This window comes from Serratia liquefaciens (genome assembly GCF_027594825.1).
GTDB classification, from domain to species: domain Bacteria; phylum Pseudomonadota; class Gammaproteobacteria; order Enterobacterales; family Enterobacteriaceae; genus Serratia; species Serratia liquefaciens_A.
This window is the reverse complement of record NZ_CP088930.1, coordinates 5,107,334-5,127,541: the sequence shown is the minus strand read 5'-3', so window position 1 is coordinate 5,127,541 and position 20,208 is coordinate 5,107,334. Positions and strand designations below refer to the sequence as shown.

The following is a 20,208-nucleotide window of genomic DNA, read 5'->3' as shown; positions in this document are numbered from 1 at the left end:
CCATTCACCTGTTTATTTGTACAGTCAATGGCGCAGTATAATCCTATTTACATGACAGATTAAACCGCTTTAACGTGGTTTATCTGCCTCTGAGCACAAAAAAATAACCCGTGGGATAGGTGAGTTTTAAGCCTGTTTGACCTGGATGCGATTCATATTCAAGCTGGCGTTCTGCGCCTGCACCACTCCTTGTTCAATCAGGGCATACAATCGGAAATTCAAAAAGGTATCCCCCACCGGATAAGGTGAGTTTACCATCGCATCACCGACCACCCGTGAACCCTGGGTATAGTCATTCGGGCATGCATCTAACAAAGGACGGTCATGGAAATCGAGCGCCTGCCCCTGCACGCGGTTTTCCGCAAAAATCCGTACCAGTGAGTTTTCCGCCAACAGGCGATGCCAATCGGCAATCAGCCTGCCTTTATCTTCCGGAGACAGCTCGCGCCGCAAGATCCACAGTGGTTCCAGCATTTCTGCCGGGCACCAGTTGGTGGCAACCCGCCCGGTGTGTTCGGTTACGTTAACCACGAAAACGCGACGTTCCCCCAGCAACGGCAACAGTGCGCGCAGCATCAGTTGCTCGTCGGGATTAGCACCAACCCACAACGTCACCTGCCCGCTGACCGCCGCGAGCTGCGTTTTTAATGTTGCCATTCCTGCGCGCAGCGCTTCGGAAGTATCCCACTCAGGGGCATGAACAGAATGATGCAAATCGCGTAACCAGTGACATCTGGCCTGCAGGCCCTGATCGTCATCCAGTGCATACAACGGCCCAAACGACAGGCTATCGGCAAAATCCAATACGTCTTCTCCCGGGTAGGCCAACCGCACGCAGCCGCCCGACAGTGCGATATGCACATCCTTCATCAATGCTTCTCCTTCGCTATTGCTTAAGTCAATCCTGAACTGAATTTTGCCCCCTTTCCCCCTGCGTCACCAGGCAAATAATCTGATTTTTTCAGTTTAAGCGACATAAAAAAACCGCCCTTGGGCGGTTGAACATCAGCACGAAGATTTACTTCAGCGCTTCCTGAATGGCATCGGCCAGCGGGCCAACGTGCTTTTCGGCAGCCTTAAGCTGGAAGTCTACGCCGTTGCCGTCATTGGTGTCGGACAAGGTCGCCTTGATCAGCTCCAGCGCCGCTTGCACCGCTACCAACCTTTTATGCTGATCGTCCGTGATGGGTTTGGAACTCATGGTGGCCGGGTAATATTGCTCTAACATCGTTCTCTCCTTGTGATTACGCTAATAAGTAACTTAACAGAATTTAAAGTTTTATCTAATGAAGCGAACCACAGAATCCCTCATTGCCACTGAGGATAAGTTGCCGGTAAATCAATTTGGCAGAAAATTACGCCCGTCGAAATGATTACCGAAACTCCACCCAACTGGCACCGGCATCGGCAGAACGCACGCAGTTTTCTACCCAACGCACGCCCATCGCTCCGGCATGCACGTCGGGGTACCAAAAGTCGGTCAGAAACGCCTCGTCGCGCCGGTCGGTAGCGTCCATCGCCAGCGCAAAACGACGGTAAAGATTTGACCAGGCCTCGAACAGCCCTTCGCAATGACCGCCGCCGATGCGATCGTCCGCCAAGGCCATAGGATCAAGGTAGGGCATGCCGCGCTCCAGGATTCGCACCGGCTCGCCCTGCACTTCAAAACGCAGTTGGTTAGGCTGCTCATCCCACCACTCCAGGCTGGCCTTTTCACCCACAATGCGCACCTTTTGGCCATGCATAGAGCCGCTGTTGACGGCCGAACACCACATTGAGCCAACCGCGCCGTTGTCGTACTCCATCAACACATAGGCATTGTCTTCCAGCGGCGCACGGGTTTTGACGAAACTCTGACGGCTGCACATCAGCCGTTTGATCTTCAACTGCGGCACCATGGTTTCCGCCAGGAACAGCGGATGGGTAGCCAAGTCGCCCAGAACATAGCTGGGGCCGACAAATCGCGGATCCACCCGCCAGCGCGTGCTGGGATTGTCTTGTTCCACCGGCGCGGCGTGGAACCCGTGGGAAAACTGCATGTTGATGATGCGGATCTCACCCAGTTGGCCATCGGCAATCATCTGGCGCGCCTGAAGGATCAGTTGATGCCCGGCATAGCCGTAGGTGACCCCGATAATTTTATGCTGCTTTTGGCTCAGTTCCACCAGGGATTGCGCCTCCTGCACGGTGAAACACAGGGGTTTTTCGCACACCACGTGCAGGCCGGCTGCCAGCGCCGCCTGGCAAATAGCGAAATGGGTATTGTTTGGCGTGGCGATGGAAACCGCCTCGATGCCGTCGGCCCTGGCGGCCTCTTCACGGAATAACGTGGCGTAATCCGGATAACAGCGCTCCGCAGCCACGCCCAGGCTTTCCCCAAAGCTGCGCCCGCGCGATTCGTCAATGTCAAACGCGCCGGCCAGTAAGGTAAAAGCGCCGTCGCGCAATGCGGCCGAACGGTGGATATAACCGATTTGGCTGGTGCCGCCGCCGCCGACCATGCCCCACCGCAGAGATCTTTCCAGAGGCTTAATACCGTTAATCATCTTGTTGCTCCTGATTAAAAACCGACGCTTCGTAAATAGGTGAGGCTTTCCGTTACGTCGCGCAGGCTGCCTTCCACCTGACGCGGATCCCGTTCCTGCTCAATGGTGACCCACCCCTGATAGCCGCGTGCCGCCAATAAGTCGCGCACGGCAGGGTAATCAATCGCTCCCTTCCCCAGCGGGCACATAACCCCTTGCGCGCAGGCACTAAAGAAATCCAGCCCGCGCTCCAGCACATCGCGAAACACCTGCGGGTTCACGTCTTTGAAATGCAGATAATCGATCCGGGAGAAGTAGCGCTCGAGCCAGGTGACCGGATCCATGCCGGAGTAATACAGATGTCCGGTATCCAGACACAATCCCGCAGTGTGATGCGGGATCTGCGCGGCCAACAGTTCTAGTTCATCAGCGAATTCAATACAGCCCCCGGCGTGCGGGTGTACCACCGGCCGTACCCCATATTCCCGCCAGGCAATCTCACTGACGGTAATGATATGGCCGATCATCCGGTTCCAGTCGGCTGGCGCCAGCCGCGGTGCCTGCTTTGATTGCCCGGCAAATCTGGCTCGTTGCGGATTGCCGAAATCGATGATCACCAGATACGGCGGTGAGAAATAGCCTTCATTAATGGGCTGCGCCTTGGGCGCCTGCGACAAACTGCGGCAAATGTTGTGAGTCAGCGCCAGGATATGCTCAAAGTTCTGTTCGCTGACCAGATCGTCAAAAAGGGTGCCGGCCACCAGCGACAGCGAATGCCGTTGCAACTCTGCGGTCAGAGTTGCGGCATCGGTGGGCAGGTAGCTCCAGGGCCCCAATTCAATGCAGTGATAACCTGCTGCGCTCGCTTCCTGCAGCACTTTGCTATAAGGCGGTAGGTCAGGATTTTTGGGATCATCCACTCCCCAGCTGCAGGGAGCATTGGCGATAGGCAAAGTCATTTTCCATTCCGTTTCGTGGTGGGCGTAGCGCCAGTATCAAACAAAAATTTCAAAATCAGCAATGATGGAACTTTCATTCTTTGATGAAGATCGCGTTATTTTTGATAGCTGAAATGATGTATTTCTATCAAATACAAGCCAGCCGGGGGATTAACAGTAGAGGAGAATATTGAGCGGAGGGAATGGCTCCCATGTCGGGAGCCGCTAATCAGATATTTTCTTTGGTGATCAGATCAAAACGGTTGATGCAGTGGGTGAACCCGGAAACGTCGCCGCTGGCGGCGGAAATAAAGGTGTTGACGATCGAGGCGGCGAACTCCTGGATCCTGTGCCTCAACATCAGATCCAAAGTGCCCTCGATCAACGCCATCTCGCCCCCCTCAACCGGGCCATGACAAATCAGCATGATCTCATGCTGCCTGCCGCTCTCACGCAATGCGGCAATGATCCCCTCCACGCCGCCGCAGGGCGCATACAGGGCGACCAGGTTAGGATGGTTCTCCAGCAGGTCGTGAGTCACTCGCCTGGCACTTTCGGCCTGTTCATGGCCGCGGACCGGCTCAAGCACCCGATGCGTACTTAAATGCTCACGCAGATAGGAACGGAAGCTGCTTTCACAGGTTTCCTGACACTGAAAGCGGTTGTCACCGATGATCACCCCCACTTCGCCCTGCCGCCGGCACAGACGCTCCACTGCCCAGGCGGCCGTGCGGCCGGCCTGTTGATTATCCAACCCGATATAACCGGCGCGGCAGTGTACCGACAGATCGGACAGCAGCGTGAACACCTTCACGCCCTGGCGAGTGGCTTCTTCAACCGCATAGCGGATCATCGGATTGTCCAGCGCCAGTACTCCGATAACATCCACACTCTGGCTGAGCTGCGTGATGGCGGCGGCGGTGTCCCCGACAGCGCTGATATCGTGAAAAATGAACTGAGGCGGGCACTCGCTATCGTGGTAAGGCATTGCCTGCTCCCGCAAGCTTTCCGCCAGCTGCGAGTAGAATGAATGCTCCTTTTTCAGCAGGATAAACCCCATTTTGAGGCGCACGGCAGGCGGTCTGGCGGCTTCAAACAGCCGGTGGGATTTCTCCAGCGCAAACCCCAGCTTTTGCGCCGCGACTATGACTTTACGCTCCGTTTCCGGCCGCACCGGCGCACGTTGGTTGATCACCCTATCAACCGTGGCAATACCGACATGCGCCTCTCTGGCGATGGCCGCCAGGGTCGTTTTTTTGCCTGCCATAATCATTCCCATCACAGTTTTGATAGAAACTATCATGGCAGGCCGGTTGAAAGAAAGCCGATGCGGAGTTTGTGTGATCGGGCGCGTTAATCGCCCAGCGCAGGGGAAGCCTCAACGGTAAACGGAGAATTTCTTCGTCAGCGGTTTAAGTTGTTCGCTATCCCCATACAGCGCCACCGCAACGAATTCCAGCTTGTCATACTCGGTATTGGCAGTGTCGGCAATTTGTTGCTCTGCGGAGTGGGACAGCATGGTGGTGGTAAAGAAGTTGGCTAACACCGCTTCTTCTTTGCATTTGAGCATCAGATTGCTGAGCTGGCTGCTGTTTTTCGCCTGCAGGATCACGATCGGATAATGGCTCATATTGGCGCTTACGCCTTCGATGGCGCTGGGATAATGGTGGAACTCACGCTGTTCGATCAGATCGGTAATGCCGGCGGTTAAATGGCAGGAAGCGTTAAATAAGGTGGCCGGTTCGTGGTTGCGGTTCAGGATGATATAAAATTTTTTCTCGTTGTCGCTGTACATGTTCTCTCCTTGGATGTTGCCATCAGTGTTACCCAGACTGGCATTGATGTTCAATGATAACGATCATTGCCAAAAGCCTTTACCGAGATGCCGGGCCGCCAAAGGGTCCTGTAATAAGGTGACAACGGTGGAAACACGCCCCAGCAAGAAAGCTCGAAATATGCGGTTTCAGCGGCAAACAGAGCCATAATTGAACTGCCGCCCGTCGTGCCTGGGAGCATAGTCTGGTCTTTATCGTCGCTGGAGACCGCCATGTCCGCCATCAAACCTGAAACGCTGAACGCAACACTCGATACTCCGACCACCCGGTGGCCGGCTATCGTCAATGTGGTGCTCGCCGGTATTGCCGTCGCTCTTCACGTGGGTAAAGCGACCATCGCCTTACCGGAACTGCAACGCGAATTCGGCCGTTCGCTGGAGTCGCTGAGCTGGATCATTTCGGCCTTTCCCTTTATCGGCGTGTTCGGTGGCATCGCCGCCGGCCTGCTGGTGCGCCGTTGGGGCGACCGGCGTTTGTTGGGGCTGGGGTTGGTGATCGTCAGCGCCGCCAGCTTCCTGGGTGCGGCTCAGCACGATTTCACCGGTTTGATCGTCACCCGTGCGATTGAGGGGATAGGTTTCGTCATCGTCGTGGTCTCAGCGCCAACCGTGCTAACGCGCGTAGTTTCACCGCAAAAACGTAATCTGGTCTTCAGTATTTGGAGCACCTTTATGCCCGCGGGCATTGCCGTTTCGCTGTTTTTCGGTCCGCATTTCAGCGGCTGGCAGCAAAGCTGGATCGCCGGCGGTATCCTCACGCTATTGGCAGCGCTGCTGCTACCGTTAACCACCCCACGAGCCGTTGTCACCACGTCTTCCGCCGTTGCCTTGAAACTGCGTCAGGCCTTTGGCAGCATCCTGCGCGCACGGCAGCCCCTGCTGCTGGCCTTGATATTTACCACCTATAACCTGCAGTTCTTTGCCGTGATGGCCTTTCTGCCGATTTTCCTGATGCAGCGCATCGGGCTGACGCTGGCTGCCGCCGGTGGGATCAGCGCAGCGGTGATAGCCGTCAATATCCTCGGCAACCTTGCCGCTGGCGTACTGCTTTCGCGCGGTGTGCGGGCCCGAACCCTGCTCGCCGTTGTCAGCCTGCTGATGGGGTTTGCCGGCGCCGGTGTTTTCTTGTCGGTTACGCCGAACGCTTTGCTTATCCCGCTATGCTTAGTGTTTAGCGCCATTGGCGGCATGATGCCCGCCACCATCCTTGCGGCCACTCCGGCGGCGGCACCAGAGCCTACGCTGATCCCCCTGAGCCTGGGGTTGGTGATGCAAGGCATTTATCTCGGCCAGGTGATCGGCCCCATCGTGTTGAGCAGCCTTGTCGCCTACGCCGGTTGGTCTGCGCCCGCAGGTATGGTACTGGCCGCCGCGGTACTGGGCAGCATGCTGGCACTGGCGCTAGCGTCGAAAACCAGATCCTAGGCAATGTCTGCCCGGCCAGGTTATCCAACCGACGTTTCATCAACTTAATGTCCTCATAATATGAGGCACTATTATTAAGTTTTATTAACTGTTCGCCGATAAAATCCGCTACCTGTTAACCGTTTGTGATGATAGGGTTTATTCTTCAAGAAGTGTCAATGCCGCTGAATACAGAGATTCACCGGCAAAATCTATCATCTGAGGGACGGGTATGATGTCTAAAGGTATTTCAAAGGGATTCTTTCTTCTGATCCTTTTTATCGTTACCGCTGCTTTTATGGACGTCTTGGGTCCCTACTACTCATCTGTACTGTGGGCTATCATCCTGGCGGTGATTTTCCACCCTGTGAAACAAAAACTTAAACAGTATCTGGGCGACCGAAACGGCCTGGTCTCGTTGGTAACGCTCGCGGTGATCTGTTTGATCGTCTTTACACCGTTGGCGATCATCGCTTCTTCATTGGCGATTGAACTGAATGTGGTTTACACCAAGCTGCAAACCAATAACACGCAGTTCCCGGTTATTGTTGCCGACACCCTGAAAGTGCTCCCCGGATGGGCACGGCATTTTCTGGCGGAGCATAATCTGGACAGCGCCGCAGAAATACAGAAACAGCTCTCCGAGGTGGCACTCAAGGGCGGCCAATACCTGGCCGGCAGTGTCTTTTTAATCGGTAAAGGCACCTTCAACTTCGCCGTGGGCTTTGGCGTCATGCTCTACCTGTTGTTCTTCCTGCTCAAGGACGGCCCTTATCTGGTCAATCTGACGCTCGAAGCCCTGCCGTTATCCCAGCACGTTAAACACCATTTGTTTGTGAAATTCGCTGCCGTGTCGCGCGCGACGGTGAAAGGCACGGTGGTGGTGGCCGTGGTGCAAGGTGCTCTTGGCGGTCTGGCGTTTTACTTCACCGGGATCGACGGCAGCCTGCTGTGGGGCGCATTGATGGCATTCCTGTCCATCATCCCTGCGGTGGGTTCCGCCATTATCTGGGTACCGGCAGCCATCTATTTCTTCGCCACCGGCATGCTGTGGAAAGGCCTGTTCCTGGTCGGTTTCTTCGTGGTGATCATCGGGTTGGTCGACAATATTCTTCGCCCGCTGTTGGTCGGCAAAGACACCAAAATGCCGGATTACCTGATCCTGATTTCAACCCTGGGTGGCATGGAGATTTACGGTATCAACGGCTTCGTTATCGGCCCATTGATCGCCGCCCTGTTCATCGCCTGCTGGAATATTCTTTCCGGCCGCGACAGTGCAGAAACCACCGATGAGATCGACGAAGATTTTATCGAGGAAGGCAAGAATCACCCTGATGCCACCAAAGCAGAGTGAATGAATATCCTCTGTTGAAGGACATTTGAAACCTGCAGCGCAAAACGGGAACCATGAGGTTCCCGTTTTTTTATCTCTTTATATCCCTTCTATGGGCGATCGCTCCGTTCAAATTGGGGCCAGATTTGTCTAGCGGGGCGGGTCAATCCAGTTTACCAACCATGCATGTATTGCGCCGCGCCAGCGGCACTGCAGCGAAAGCAGGCGCAGATATCCGGCAAGAATTTTGCTGTGTGTAGTGAAACCTTTACGGCTGCTCTGATTTGGGTTGCTGTCAGCCGCATTGTTTGGAACTTTAAAAATCTGTGTAAACCCGCCTTAATTTAGCCATGATTCAGGCTTTCTGGTCATCAGCAGAATCTATAACTTTATTAATCGCATAATGAGGGAACAAGCCTGACAATAAAATGTAAGCAAAAATCATGAGTACTGCTGTCCAAATATTCCCGAACTCCAATTTCGGCAGTGTATTATTGGGAACAATCATGATGTCATAGGCAAATGAACAAAATACACCACTAAAAATGAGCAACATAACGTTAATAAACTTTGCAACAAAATCCTTATACTTAAATTTAGATACTCTTCCACACCCCCAATTTTTATGGCTTTTTAAAATGATATGTACAATACCTGAAAGAAAAATAAACACTAGCACTCCATAAATACCTGGATTACCCCAGTTGGCTGCTCCATTAATAATGTTATAAATAAGAACACCCGACACCCCCAAGGAAATATTCTTAAAGTGATCAGTAGTAACACTGTAATAATATTCATTACCTTTGCATGGGATTATTTTTAGCTTTGCCACAAGGCCCCCTTGATATTTAATATGTTATGTGTTTTTTTGTTCAACCAGTTAACATTAGAACATATGATGTGACGCTCTGCAGTATTTTAACTGGATGGCAATGTGGTGCGCCACCTGATGTGTGAGTAATTAATCGGGAGCCAGCGCTATGCGGGTGTCTGGCCTCCATTTTTGAAACCCGATTTTCTCTCTGCGAAAAGTTGCCAATTCTGGCAGGGCTTCGCTTTGCCAAAAATCAGTGTGGGGTAAGTAACGATGATCAACACAATCACTATCGACACAGAAACAATGGACGTTCAGGCATCAGCAGTGATCTTATCTATCGGTGGTTTTGCATTTGATATCGAAGATGTCGATGGAGTGCAGGACTCAATCATGGAGGTGGTTCGGAATCCTGAGTTGGCCGACTATTCTAAGTCTGCATTTTATGGGTTGGTTGATACCTTTAGTCAGTTAATGCAAGGCCGAACTGTCAGCGCCGAAACACAAAAGTGGTGGATAAAACAAGATGAAGATACTCATGAGGCGCTGGCTGGAAATCGGGAACCACTGAGTCAAACACTCGTAAATCTGACTTCTTGGATTCAACAACACCCAGGTGCGCGTATCTTTTTTCGTGGCACCGATTTTGATGGGTCTATCCTCGAAAGCGCGTACCGTTCTTGCGGTCTAACATGCCCGTGGCATTTTGCAGGCAAGCGCGATGTTCGCACCTACATTGATGCAATGGTCAAAGGCACCAAGGGTTATCTGCCTAAAACCCATCAACCATGCTTTGCTACGGTTAAACATCACTCTCTACATGATGCCATGAATGATGCAGAACAGATGGCCATTGCCTACCGTCTGAATAGCAGACAGGTAGGTGACTAATGCTGCAGATGCTGACGTTAGAAGAATGGGCTGCGGAGCGTTACCGCAGTAAACAGCCCTCTTTTAATACCTTGCGGCGTTGCGCTAAAGAGGGCCACTTCGCCCCTCCCGCTCGTAAAGAAGGCAAGTTATGGCGTGTGCGAGAAGATGCTGAGCTAGTTGGCCCACTCACTACTCCTGTCATTAAGCACAATGACAATCCGAAGCTCCAAAGGATACTGAACGATGGCAGCCAGACCGCGTAAGAACAATGTTGATATTCCTAACCTGTATCCCCTATTTAGCCGCAAGGCCAATAAGGTCTACTGGCGATACCGGCATCCGGTTACAGGAAAGTACCATGCTCTTGGTGACAATGAGCAAGAAGCTCGTGAGATTGCAATCGAAGCCAATAGCCGACTAGCGGAGCAACGTAGCCGGCAGATCCTGGCACTTAGCGATCGCGTGGCACAAATTAAGGGTAAAGATATAACTGTCAGTACCTGGCTCATTCGGTATTGGAAAATACAGGAGGAACGACTGAGTACCGGTGATATCAAGCCCAACACGTTTAAACAAAACGTAAGCCTGTGGACCTTCTACGCCAAAAATTTACAATGAAACCCTTGCCCGAGGTAAATGCCAAAGATATAGCTTCGTTGTTGGATGAGTACACCGACGCCGGACAGCCACGTATGGGCCAGGTTGTTCGCTCAGTGCTGATCGACGTATTTAAAGAGGCTCAGCATGTTGGTGAGGTTCCGCCTGGCTACAATCCCGCACTCGCAACAAAGCAACCGCGCAGGAAGGTTACCAGGCAGCGTTTGAATTTAGAGGAATGGCAGAAGATCTTCGACATTGCTGATAAACAGCATAGCTACATGGGCAATGCGATGCTATTGGCCATAGTTACAGGGCGGCGCTTGGGTGATATCTCAGCAATGAAATTCAGCGACATCTGGGATGATCACTTACATGTTTTGCAGGAGAAGACTGGTGCAAAGTTGGCATTACCTCTTTCTCTTCGATGCGATGCTTTGAACACAAGTCTACGTGAGGTTATCTCGCGCTGCCGTGATTATGCTGTGAGTCGGTATCTTGTACATTACTTCCGTTCGACATCAATGGCCCAACGTGGTGCCAAAGTACCAGGAAATACGCTGACAACAAACTTTAGCAAAGCCAGAGATAAAACTGATATTGATTGGGGAGACGGCACACCAGCAACATTTCATGAACAACGTTCTCTCGCTGAAAGACTGTATAAGTCCCAGGGAGTAAAAACACAGATGCTTCTAGGACACAAAACACAGTCTCAGACAGATCGCTATCACGATGATAGAGGTAAAGATTGGATAAAAATAATTTACTAGGTCAACTTGAATAAAGATTTTTATTTTATTAATTACGACCCTGAACTTTCACTATAGTCTAAAACCAATACTGCAGCTAGTAAGACGTGAAAACAAGTTGTTAATGTAAGTATTTTTATTCAATAAGACCTGCGCCCAAATTAATTAAACACATTAATCAATTCGCACCACTTAAATTAAACGCCATGGAATTAAATAAATTACAAATGCCGTCTAAGACGGCCAATTAGACGCAAAACTTGCTATTTACTTTCATATCCGTACAAATTAATCTTGCCAGACAAGTACTCTCCTAAATAGACCTCACTGATTTTTTTGAAACCTTGCTCCTCGATTTTACCCTCTAACCATTCTCTGTCTTTATTGAGGATTTCAAGTAGATCATGATTAGCCAAACCATCCACTATTATTGGGTAGCGAATATTTTCATCACCGTTTTGAATAATGGTTAACTGCCCATTTTGCTCTAGAACCACACGTTTTAATTGTTCCACTTCATAAATACCATTAGATCTTAACTTGAACATCAAATCATTTGCGGAAACACCATTCCTCAAACATTCTTTAACATCAACGCTGCCATTGTGTACTAAAGTAATTGGTTTGCCATCAATAATACGTTTGACTAAACGATTATTCTCTTTTAAAAACTTAAGAACAAACACAAGTAAAGTCCAGATAATTAATACCAGAACAAATTGTAGTACAGTAATCGATTCATTGTAGATTACGCCACCGATAATCCCGCCAAGAACGTAGTTCTGAACCTGATCCATTGCTGACGATGGAGCCAGATTACCTTTCCCCATAAGATTTATTTGCACAATCAAGCATAGTATCCCCAGCCCCAACTTTATAATAATAGGCATATATATAATCATTTTCTTCCTCAATTTTTTATAATGGTGACATCAGGGTTTGTTAACCAAGTTTGCGTTAGGCTATAAGTATTTAGATCTGCACTTAAGTTTACGCGGTAATAGTAATTATCAACCTTAACTATCACCCCATCCGATAACTGCACTGAATTGGAAAATATAGAATATATGTTTACGCTTTTTTCTTTTGACAACAACCTTACAAAATTAACCATTTGGGATGATTTTGAGTGTACATTTTGGCTATTAGTATAATCTGAATATTGAACACCTGAGATGAAAATTAAAAACAAGAATGCGATAATAGTTAAATCTCGGAATTTTGTCTGAAGGCGATGGCGCATATACAGACTAAAAACAACTATCAAAACAAATAAAGCACTAAAAATAATAACATACTTTAAATAATCATTTAAATTAGACTGCGTTTGAAGATAGTTTATCCCATAAAAATTCATAAAGACACCATTCCTGGTTGTTTAATGTTTCTTTCTCTGAAATTACAGTAATTTGTTATCATTCTATAATATTAATTATCTGATATGTTCCGAGGTTTGTCATGGTATTTTTATCTTGAGAAGTAATGTTAAGCTTAACCGCGTTAGTCTCAGCGTCTCCTAGATAGATTTATTATGCGATTATACCTTAATTTCACTTGGCTACAGGATAATGTGTCGCACTAACTTCTCAATGAATTACTAGATCGCAATATGCAGTGGCGACTCGTTACGCAAAATGGGCTTTCCACTTACATTAGACATGCGCCAACACCATCCTAACGGGTTTTGATAACTTATTTTGATAACGTTTTGATAACCGTTGCAGTTTGAATAATAAAAAACGGGAACCATCAGGTTCCCGTTATCATTTAACGCTTAACCACAATTACATGTGTTTAACGATAGCGTCGCCAAACTCTGAACATTTCAGCAGCTTAGCGCCTTCCATCAGGCGTTCGAAGTCATAGGTCACGGTCTTGGCAGCGATTGCGCCTTCCATGCCCTTAACAATCAGGTCAGCCGCTTCGAACCAGCCCATGTGGCGCAGCATCATTTCTGCAGACAGGATGATGGAACCTGGGTTCACTTTGTCCTGGCCGGCATACTTAGGTGCGGTACCGTGGGTGGCTTCGAACAGCGCGCAATCGGAACCGATGTTGGCGCCAGGTGCGATACCGATACCGCCAACCTGCGCGGCCAGGGCGTCGGAGATGTAGTCACCGTTCAGGTTCATACAGGCGATCACGTCGTATTCAGCCGGACGCAGCAGGATTTGCTGCAGGAAGGCATCGGCGATCACGTCTTTTACCACGATCTCTTTACCGGTGTTCGGGTTCTTGATTTTCAGCCATGGGCCGCCGTCGATCAGTTCGCCACCGAACTCTTCACGCGCCAATTCGTAGCCCCAATCCTTGAAGGCACCTTCGGTGAACTTCATGATGTTGCCTTTGTGAACCAGGGTCACAGAGTCGCGGTCGTTAGTGATCGCGTATTCGATCGCCGCACGTACCAGACGCTTAGTCCCTTCTTCAGAGCATGGCTTCACACCGATACCACATTGCTCTGGGAAGCGGATTTTTTTCACGCCCATTTCGTCGCGCAGGAACTTGATTACTTTGTCTGCTTCGGCAGAACCGGCTTTCCACTCGATACCTGCGTAGATGTCTTCGGCGTTTTCGCGGAAGATCACCATGTCGGTCAGTTCTGGCTGTTTAACCGGGCTTGGCGTGCCCTGGTAGTAACGCACCGGACGCAGACACACGTACAGGTCCAATTGCTGGCGCAGGGCCACGTTCAGGGAGCGAATACCGCCACCGACTGGGGTAGTCAGCGGGCCTTTGATGGCAACGCGGTAGTCACGGATCAGATCCAGGGTTTCTTCCGGCAGCCACACGTCTTTCCCGTAAACGTGAGTGGATTTTTCGCCGGTATAGATTTCCATCCAGGAGATTTTACGTTCGCCGTGGTAGGCCTTTTTCACTGCTGCATCAACCACGTGAATCATAGCAGGGGTAACGTCAACGCCAATGCCGTCGCCTTCGATAAACGGAATGATCGGGTTATTCGGAACAACCAGTTTACCCTGGGCATCGACCGTAATCTTTTTACCTTCTGCCGGAACAACTACTTTGCTTTCCATCAACCTCTCCTTCAAGCGCAATTTTTGTTAATGCTTTGTAAGATGCGTGTAGATACTACTGGAATTTTCAGTCCGCGCCAATCCGAAACGGATTCGGTTATAATGCGCCTATCATCCGTAATCTCAACCGTTATGAAAAAATTCTCTGTTAAAAATCACAAAGTTAAACGATTCAGCAACCCTACCCCCGCCAAACCCGCTGTCGCACAGGGGCCGCGTCGCGTGGTGTTATTCAATAAGCCGTTCGATGTGCTGCCGCAATTTACCGATGAAGCCGGCCGCACCACGCTGAAAGAATTCATTCCGTTTCCCGATGTTTACGCCGCCGGGCGTCTGGATCGCGACAGTGAAGGTTTATTGGTGTTAACCAATGACGGCAAGCTGCAGGCACAGCTCACCCAGCCGGGCAAACGCACCGGCAAAGTCTATTACGTGCAGGTTGAAGGCGCTCCGCAGGAAAGCGACCTGGCGCCCTTACGCAGCGGAGTCACTCTCAAAGACGGCCCGACATTGCCGGCAGGGATAGAGCTGGTCGCAGAACCGCAATGGCTGTGGCCACGCAATCCGCCCATTCGCGAACGCAAGTCGATCCCCACCGCCTGGCTGAAAGTCACCCTGTATGAAGGCCGAAATCGCCAGGTGCGTCGCATGACGGCACACATCGGCTTTCCTACCCTGCGGCTGATTCGCTACAGTATGGGTAATCTTTCATTGGGCGAATTGCAGCCCGGTGAATGGAAAACCCTGGACTCACTGTAACCAGCCCGAGGAACAGCAACGATGAAAACATTAACTGCGCTACTGTTCACCGCCCTGCTTTCGGTTCCGGCCGTTCAGGCCGCCAGTTTTGACTGTGCCAAAGCCGTCAGCGCCGACGAAAAGGCCATCTGTGCCAGCCGCACGCTGAGCGACAAAGACGTCGAGATGGCAACCAAATACCAGTTTTTACAGGGTCTGTTCGCCATGGGAGTACGTGGTGAAATGCAAGACCAGCAGCAACGTTGGCTGGAGCAGCGAAAACTGTGCGGCAGCGACGCCAACTGCCTTGTAGCCAGCTATCAAACCCGCATCGCCGAGCTCGATGATATCTATCAGCACATCAACAAGCCGCTGTAAGGGGCCTTTATGTTTAAGCCGCACGTCACCGTTGCCTGCGTGGTTCACGCCGCCGGCAAATTTTTGATCGTCGAAGAGACGATTAATCACAAGGCGCTCTGGAATCAGCCGGCCGGCCACCTCGAAGCCGACGAAACGCTGGTGCAAGCCGCCGAGCGCGAGCTATGGGAAGAAACCGGCATCCGCGCCACGCCACAGTCGTTCCTCAAGCTGCACCAGTGGATCGCGCCTGACAAGACGCCGTTTCTGCGCTTCTGCTTTGTCATCGAACTTGAGCAGCAGTTGCCGACCGAACCACACGACAGCGATATCGACCGCTGCCTGTGGCTGAGCGCCGACGAGATTTTGCAGGCCCCCAACCTGCGATCCGCACTGGTCGCGGAAAGCCTTCGTTGTTACCAACAGCCGGAGCGTTACCCGCTGTCGCTGGTCAGCAGCTATAACTGGCCGTTCTGAATTGAATAAGTGCCGTGCGCCGGCGCAGGCAACGTGGTAAAATCCTGCGCTTGTTTTTTATCAGCACGGTTCGTGTTCAAGTTCGTGAGATCCCCATGTCAGACAACAGCCAGAAAAAAGTAATCGTCGGTATGTCCGGCGGCGTCGACTCTTCCGTTACTGCCTATCTGTTACAGCAACAGGGCTATCAGGTCGCTGGGCTGTTTATGAAGAACTGGGAAGAAGACGATGATGAAGAGTACTGCTCCGCAGCGACCGATTTGGCCGATGCGCAGGCGGTATGCGACAAACTCGGCATCGAACTGCATACGGTGAACTTCGCGGCAGAGTACTGGGACAACGTCTTTGAACTGTTCCTGGAAGAGTACAAGGCCGGCCGTACGCCGAACCCGGACATCCTGTGCAATAAAGAAATCAAATTCAAAGCCTTCCTGGAATTTGCCGCCGAAGATCTGGGGGCCGATTTTATCGCCACCGGCCACTACGTGCGCCGCCAGGATGTTGACGGCAAAAGCCGCCTGCTGCGCGGTGTCGACGGCAACAAAGACCAGAGCTATTTCCTCTACACCCTGAGCCACGAACAGGTTGCGCAAAGCCTGTTCCCGGTCGGCGAGCTGGAAAAACCGGAGGTGCGCCGCATCGCCGAACAGCTCGATCTGGTCACCGCCAAGAAAAAAGACTCTACCGGCATCTGCTTTATCGGCGAGCGCAAGTTCCGCGACTTCCTTGGCCGCTATCTGCCCGCGCAACCGGGCCCGATTGTCAGCGTTGACGGTCAGACCGTCGGTGAGCATCAGGGCCTGATGTACCACACCCTGGGCCAGCGTAAAGGGCTGGGCATCGGTGGTATGAAGGACAGCAGTGAAGATCCGTGGTACGTGGTGGACAAAGACGTGGCCAACAACGTGCTGGTGGTCGCCCAGGGGCATGAGCATCCGCGCCTGATGTCAGTCGGGCTGATCGCACAGCAGCTGCATTGGGTCGATCGCCTGCCGCTGAGCGGCCCCTTCCGCTGTACGGTGAAGACCCGTTATCGCCAACAGGACATTCCGTGCACCGTTACCCCGCTTGACGAACAACGCATTGAAGTGCGTTTCGACGAGCCGGTCGCCGCCGTGACGCCAGGCCAGTCTGCCGTGTTCTATCTGGATGAAATCTGCCTCGGTGGCGGCATTATCGAACAGCGTTTACAGGAGTAATCGTGGCGAAGAATTATTATGACATTACGCTGGCCATGGCTGGAATCAGCCAGGCAGCGCTTATGGTCCAGCAGTTGGCGCACGAAGGCCAATGCGATCGTGAAGCTTTCCATACTTCGCTCAATAGCCTGTTGCAGATGGACCCCTCTTCCACGCTGGCAGTGTTCGGCGGGGAAGAGCGCAATCTGAAGGTGGGCCTCGAGACGCTGATGAGCGTGCTCAATGCCAACAATAAAGGCTTGGGTGCCGAACTGACCCGCTACACCATCAGCCTGATGGTGCTGGAGCGCAAGCTCAACGCCAACAAACAGGCGATGAATCAGCTTGGCGAACGCCTCGGCCAGTTAGAGCGCCAACTGGCACATTTTGATCTGGAATCGGACACTATTATCAGTGCGCTGGCCGGCATTTATGTCGACGTGGTCAGCCCGCTCGGACCGCGTATCCAGGTGACCGGCTCGCCGGCCATTCTGCAGAATCCGCAGGTGCAGGCCAAGGTTCGTGCCACGCTGCTGGCCGGCATCCGTGCCGCCGTACTGTGGCAACAGGTTGGCGGCAGCCGCCTGCAGTTAATGTTTTCCCGTAATCGTCTGTTTAAACAGGCGCAAAATATCGTTGCTCATTGTTAATCGATCCCAGGAGTTGCTACCGATGGAATTATCCTCACTGACCGCCGTCTCACCCGTTGATGGACGCTACGGTGATAAAGTCAGCGCACTGCGCGCCATTTTCAGCGAATACGGTCTGCTGAAATTCCGCGTGCAGGTTGAAGTACGTTGGCTGCAAAAACTGGCCACCTGTGCAGAAATCAAAGAAGTTCCGGCTTTTGACGCCGACGCAAACGCTTTCCTCGACAAGATCGTCGCGGAATTCAGCGAAGAAGACGCGCAGCGCATCAAGACCATCGAACGCACCACCAACCACGATGTGAAAGCGGTTGAGTATTTCCTGAAAGAAAAAGTAGAGGCGATCCCTGCTCTGCAGGCGGTGTCCGAGTTTATCCACTTTGCCTGTACCTCAGAAGACATCAACAACCTGTCGCATGCACTGATGCTGCAAACTGCGCGTCAGGATGTGGTGCTGCCGTACTGGCGTAAAATCATCGATTCAATCAAGGGCCTGGCGCTGGAATACCGCGATATTCCGCTGCTGTCCCGCACCCACGGCCAGCCGGCAACCCCGTCAACCGTCGGTAAAGAATTCGCCAACGTGGCCTACCGTATGGAACGTCAGTTCCGTCAGCTGGAACGTGTGGAGATCATGGGTAAAATCAACGGTGCAGTCGGCAACTATAACGCCCACATCGTGGCTTACCCGGAAGTGGACTGGCATGCGTTCAGCGAAGACTTCGTGACTTCACTGGGCATTACCTGGAACCCGTACACCACCCAAATCGAACCGCACGACTACATTGCCGAGCTGTTTGACTGCGTGGCGCGTTTCAACACCATTCTGATCGACTTCGACCGTGATATCTGGGGTTACATCGCCCTGAATCATTTCAAGCAGAAGACCATCGCCGGTGAGATCGGCTCCTCCACCATGCCGCACAAGGTCAACCCAATCGACTTCGAAAACTCCGAAGGCAACCTGGGCCTGTCTAACGCGGTGTTGGGCCACCTGGCCAGCAAACTGCCGGTATCGCGCTGGCAGCGTGACCTGACTGACTCCACCGTGCTGCGTAACCTGGGCGTGGGCCTGGGCTATGCGTTGATCGCTTATCAGGCGACCATGAAAGGCATCAGCAAGCTGGAAGTGAACCAGGCGCACCTGCTGGACGAACTGGATCACAACTGGGAAGTGCTGGCCGAGCCGATCCAGACCGTGATGCGTCGTTACGGTATCGAAAAGCCGTATGAAAAGCTGAAAGAGCTGACCCGAGGCAAACGCGTGGATGCCGCCGGCATGCAGGCATTTATCGATGGTCTGGCGCTGCCGGAAGAAGAGAAAACCCGTCTGAAAGCCATGACCCCGGCAAACTACATTGGCCGCGCGGCGACCATGGTCGATGAGCTGAAGTAAGCGTTTTGTTCCGATAGTAAAGAGGCGGCCTTTTGGCCGCCTCTTTTATTTTTGTGGCATGAAATCCTGCAGGCGTTTTATCTGCTGCCCTTGCGCATTGAAATTATCGGGACTCAACCACTGCTCGAACCCCGCCTTGATTGCCGGCCAACGGTCAGCGGTAATGGCAAACCAGTCGGTATCCCGGCTGCGGCCTTTGGTGATCACCGCAAAGCGGAAAGTCCCTTCATGCAGGAAGCCAAATCTCGCCGCCGCCTGTTTGGAAGGTGCGTTGTGACTGTCGCACTTCCATTCGCAACGGCGATAGCCCAAATCCTCGAACAGGTGCCGCAACATCAGATAAATCGCCTCGGTGGCGCTGGAGCGCTGTTTCATCGCCGGTGACCAACTGACGTGGCCAATCTCAGCCACGCCATTAGCTTCGTCGATACGCATATAGGCTACCGTCCCGACCGGTGCCTGGCTGACGCTGTCAAACACCGTCAGATTCACCAGCGTCGCGTTCGCCAGTAAGGTGTTCAGGTGCTGCAACATCGCCGCAGGGCTGTCCGGCCGTTCTATCGATAAATAAGTCCAGTCACGGCCGTCCGCCGCCTGCTGGAAAGCGCTGAACAAAGCCGCATAATCCCGCTGCGGCTCGAGTTGCTTCAGACAGCAAAAGCGTCCGTTAAGCGTCTCGCCCGCAGGGCGCTTCGCCGCCTGCCAATCGGATAATGGCTCGCCTGTCGGCTGCCCGAATTGATTGATCACCCTTACCCCCTACAGCCTGCCGTTAACGGTTATAAACGATGAATGAGCTTCTCTGACCGATTTTGTCGTACAGCGACCGCGCCGGGGCATTATATTCCTGCGTCATCCAATAAACTCTGTCGCTGCCCTTTTCATCCGCCAACTGATAGGCCTGTTCGAAGAGTTTTTCGGACACTTTCTTGCCGCGCCCCGCCGGCGAAACGTAAAGATCTTCAATATAACAATAGCCGGCCGAGCTCCAGGTTGAAGGATGGAAAATGAGATGCATGAACCCCAGCAGGTTGCCGTTTCTGTCTTCCGCCACCAGGCCGTAAACCTGTTGATCCTCGCACAAACGCTCAAAGGTATGATCGGTAATCTGCGCCGAGACATCCGCACGGTAAAAATGGAGATACCCCTGCCACAGTTCCAACCACTGCGGCTTATCGGCGTTTTGTATTTTACGTACTGCTACTTCATGACTTATTGGGAGCATAGTGCCTCACTGGTATTAATAAGATGGTATTCCCGCGGCCTTTCAAGCCACCTTAAAGGCGGTGGCGATCAAGGCGTCA

Annotated in this window: 22 protein-coding genes and 1 pseudogene; 11 read left to right on the top strand and 12 right to left on the bottom strand. The window is 52.1% G+C overall.

Annotated features, from left to right (window positions below):
* Positions 1-126 precede the first annotated feature (126 nt).
* From LQ945_RS23765 to LQ945_RS23740, 6 genes are all read right to left on the bottom strand, one after another.
* Positions 127-870, bottom strand: coding sequence for a DUF3658 domain-containing protein (locus tag LQ945_RS23765; RefSeq protein ID WP_270101886.1), 744 nt, complete (start codon positions 868-870; stop codon positions 127-129).
* Positions 871-1,018: 148 nt separating this feature from the next.
* Positions 1,019-1,228 (bottom strand): hypothetical protein, encoded by a 210-nt coding sequence (locus tag LQ945_RS23760; RefSeq protein ID WP_044550149.1) that lies wholly within the window; start codon positions 1,226-1,228, stop codon positions 1,019-1,021.
* 145 nt (positions 1,229-1,373) lie between these two features.
* Positions 1,374-2,546 (bottom strand): Gfo/Idh/MocA family protein, encoded by a 1,173-nt coding sequence (locus tag LQ945_RS23755; RefSeq protein ID WP_269936236.1) that lies wholly within the window; start codon positions 2,544-2,546, stop codon positions 1,374-1,376.
* A gap of 14 nt (positions 2,547-2,560) precedes the next feature.
* Entirely contained in the window at positions 2,561-3,484 is a 924-nt protein-coding gene (locus LQ945_RS23750; protein ID WP_269936237.1) for a TIM barrel protein, read from the bottom strand.
* A gap of 208 nt (positions 3,485-3,692) precedes the next feature.
* Entirely contained in the window at positions 3,693-4,730 is a 1,038-nt protein-coding gene (locus LQ945_RS23745; protein WP_269936238.1) for a LacI family DNA-binding transcriptional regulator, read from the bottom strand.
* Positions 4,731-4,841: 111 nt separating this feature from the next.
* Positions 4,842-5,258, bottom strand: coding sequence for a DUF2000 domain-containing protein (locus LQ945_RS23740; RefSeq protein WP_269936239.1), 417 nt, complete (start codon positions 5,256-5,258; stop codon positions 4,842-4,844).
* Positions 5,259-5,510: 252 nt separating this feature from the next.
* On the opposite strand from LQ945_RS23740, the gene LQ945_RS23735 reads away from it, so the two are divergent.
* Entirely contained in the window at positions 5,511-6,722 is a 1,212-nt protein-coding gene (locus LQ945_RS23735) for a CynX/NimT family MFS transporter (protein WP_269936240.1), read from the top strand.
* Between the two features lie 211 nt (positions 6,723-6,933).
* Complete coding sequence (locus LQ945_RS23730; protein WP_262242025.1) at positions 6,934-8,055, top strand: AI-2E family transporter; 1,122 nt, start codon at positions 6,934-6,936, stop codon at positions 8,053-8,055.
* Between the two features lie 334 nt (positions 8,056-8,389).
* On the opposite strand, the gene LQ945_RS23725 is transcribed toward LQ945_RS23730, so the two are convergent.
* Entirely contained in the window at positions 8,390-8,869 is a 480-nt protein-coding gene (locus LQ945_RS23725) for a hypothetical protein (protein WP_270101885.1), read from the bottom strand.
* A gap of 255 nt (positions 8,870-9,124) precedes the next feature.
* Here LQ945_RS23725 and LQ945_RS23720 point away from each other — a divergent pair, with 255 nt between their 5' ends.
* From LQ945_RS23720 to LQ945_RS23710, 3 genes and pseudogenes are all read left to right on the top strand, one after another.
* A complete protein-coding gene (locus tag LQ945_RS23720; protein WP_270101884.1) occupies positions 9,125-9,742 on the top strand; it encodes a 3'-5' exonuclease in 618 nt (205 codons plus the stop codon).
* Positions 9,742-9,987, top strand: a complete 246-nt coding sequence (locus LQ945_RS23715) for an excisionase (RefSeq protein WP_270101883.1) — start codon at positions 9,742-9,744, stop codon at positions 9,985-9,987. The genes LQ945_RS23720 and LQ945_RS23715 overlap by 1 nt, the downstream gene beginning before the upstream one ends.
* Positions 9,968-11,094: pseudogene (locus LQ945_RS23710) on the top strand (phage integrase Arm DNA-binding domain-containing protein). The gene LQ945_RS23715 and the pseudogene LQ945_RS23710 overlap by 20 nt, the downstream one beginning before the upstream one ends.
* 242 nt (positions 11,095-11,336) lie before the next feature.
* On the opposite strand, the gene LQ945_RS23705 reads toward LQ945_RS23710, so the two are convergent.
* The 3 genes from LQ945_RS23705 to icd all read right to left on the bottom strand — a co-directional run bounded on the left by LQ945_RS23705 (position 11,337) and on the right by icd (position 14,111).
* Entirely contained in the window at positions 11,337-11,975 is a 639-nt protein-coding gene (locus LQ945_RS23705) for a DUF421 domain-containing protein (RefSeq protein WP_270101882.1), read from the bottom strand.
* Positions 11,976-11,983: 8 nt separating this feature from the next.
* Entirely contained in the window at positions 11,984-12,430 is a 447-nt protein-coding gene (locus tag LQ945_RS23700; protein WP_270101881.1) for a DUF3290 domain-containing protein, read from the bottom strand.
* Positions 12,431-12,857: 427 nt separating this feature from the next.
* Entirely contained in the window at positions 12,858-14,111 is a 1,254-nt protein-coding gene (gene icd / locus LQ945_RS23695) for an NADP-dependent isocitrate dehydrogenase (protein ID WP_012006449.1), read from the bottom strand.
* A gap of 132 nt (positions 14,112-14,243) precedes the next feature.
* Here icd and rluE point away from each other — a divergent pair, with 132 nt between their 5' ends.
* The 6 genes from rluE (at position 14,244) to purB (ending at position 18,904) form a co-directional block, all read left to right on the top strand.
* Positions 14,244-14,870, top strand: a complete 627-nt coding sequence (gene rluE, locus LQ945_RS23690; protein WP_270101880.1) for a 23S rRNA pseudouridine(2457) synthase RluE — start codon at positions 14,244-14,246, stop codon at positions 14,868-14,870.
* Positions 14,871-14,891: 21 nt separating this feature from the next.
* Positions 14,892-15,227, top strand: a complete 336-nt coding sequence (locus LQ945_RS23685) for a lysozyme inhibitor LprI family protein (RefSeq protein ID WP_270101879.1) — start codon at positions 14,892-14,894, stop codon at positions 15,225-15,227.
* Positions 15,228-15,236: 9 nt separating this feature from the next.
* Positions 15,237-15,683: an NUDIX hydrolase gene (locus LQ945_RS23680; RefSeq protein WP_044550010.1), complete on the top strand. Its 447-nt coding sequence runs from the start codon at positions 15,237-15,239 to the stop codon at positions 15,681-15,683.
* A 95-nt stretch (positions 15,684-15,778) separates the two neighbouring features.
* Positions 15,779-16,882: a tRNA 2-thiouridine(34) synthase MnmA gene (gene mnmA / locus LQ945_RS23675; protein WP_182824301.1), complete on the top strand. Its 1,104-nt coding sequence runs from the start codon at positions 15,779-15,781 to the stop codon at positions 16,880-16,882.
* A 2-nt stretch (positions 16,883-16,884) separates the two neighbouring features.
* Positions 16,885-17,511: a high frequency lysogenization protein HflD gene (gene hflD, locus LQ945_RS23670; RefSeq protein ID WP_020826477.1), complete on the top strand. Its 627-nt coding sequence runs from the start codon at positions 16,885-16,887 to the stop codon at positions 17,509-17,511.
* A gap of 22 nt (positions 17,512-17,533) precedes the next feature.
* Positions 17,534-18,904, top strand: a complete 1,371-nt coding sequence (purB, locus tag LQ945_RS23665; protein ID WP_262242240.1) for an adenylosuccinate lyase — start codon at positions 17,534-17,536, stop codon at positions 18,902-18,904.
* Between the two features lie 45 nt (positions 18,905-18,949).
* Here purB and LQ945_RS23660 read toward each other — a convergent pair whose 3' ends face one another.
* Both LQ945_RS23660 and LQ945_RS23655 read right to left on the bottom strand, forming a co-directional pair.
* Positions 18,950-19,651, bottom strand: a complete 702-nt coding sequence (locus tag LQ945_RS23660) for a GNAT family N-acetyltransferase (protein WP_270103024.1) — start codon at positions 19,649-19,651, stop codon at positions 18,950-18,952.
* Between the two features lie 25 nt (positions 19,652-19,676).
* A complete protein-coding gene (locus tag LQ945_RS23655) occupies positions 19,677-20,129 on the bottom strand; it encodes a GNAT family N-acetyltransferase (protein ID WP_270101878.1) in 453 nt (150 codons plus the stop codon).
* Positions 20,130-20,208 lie beyond the last annotated feature (79 nt).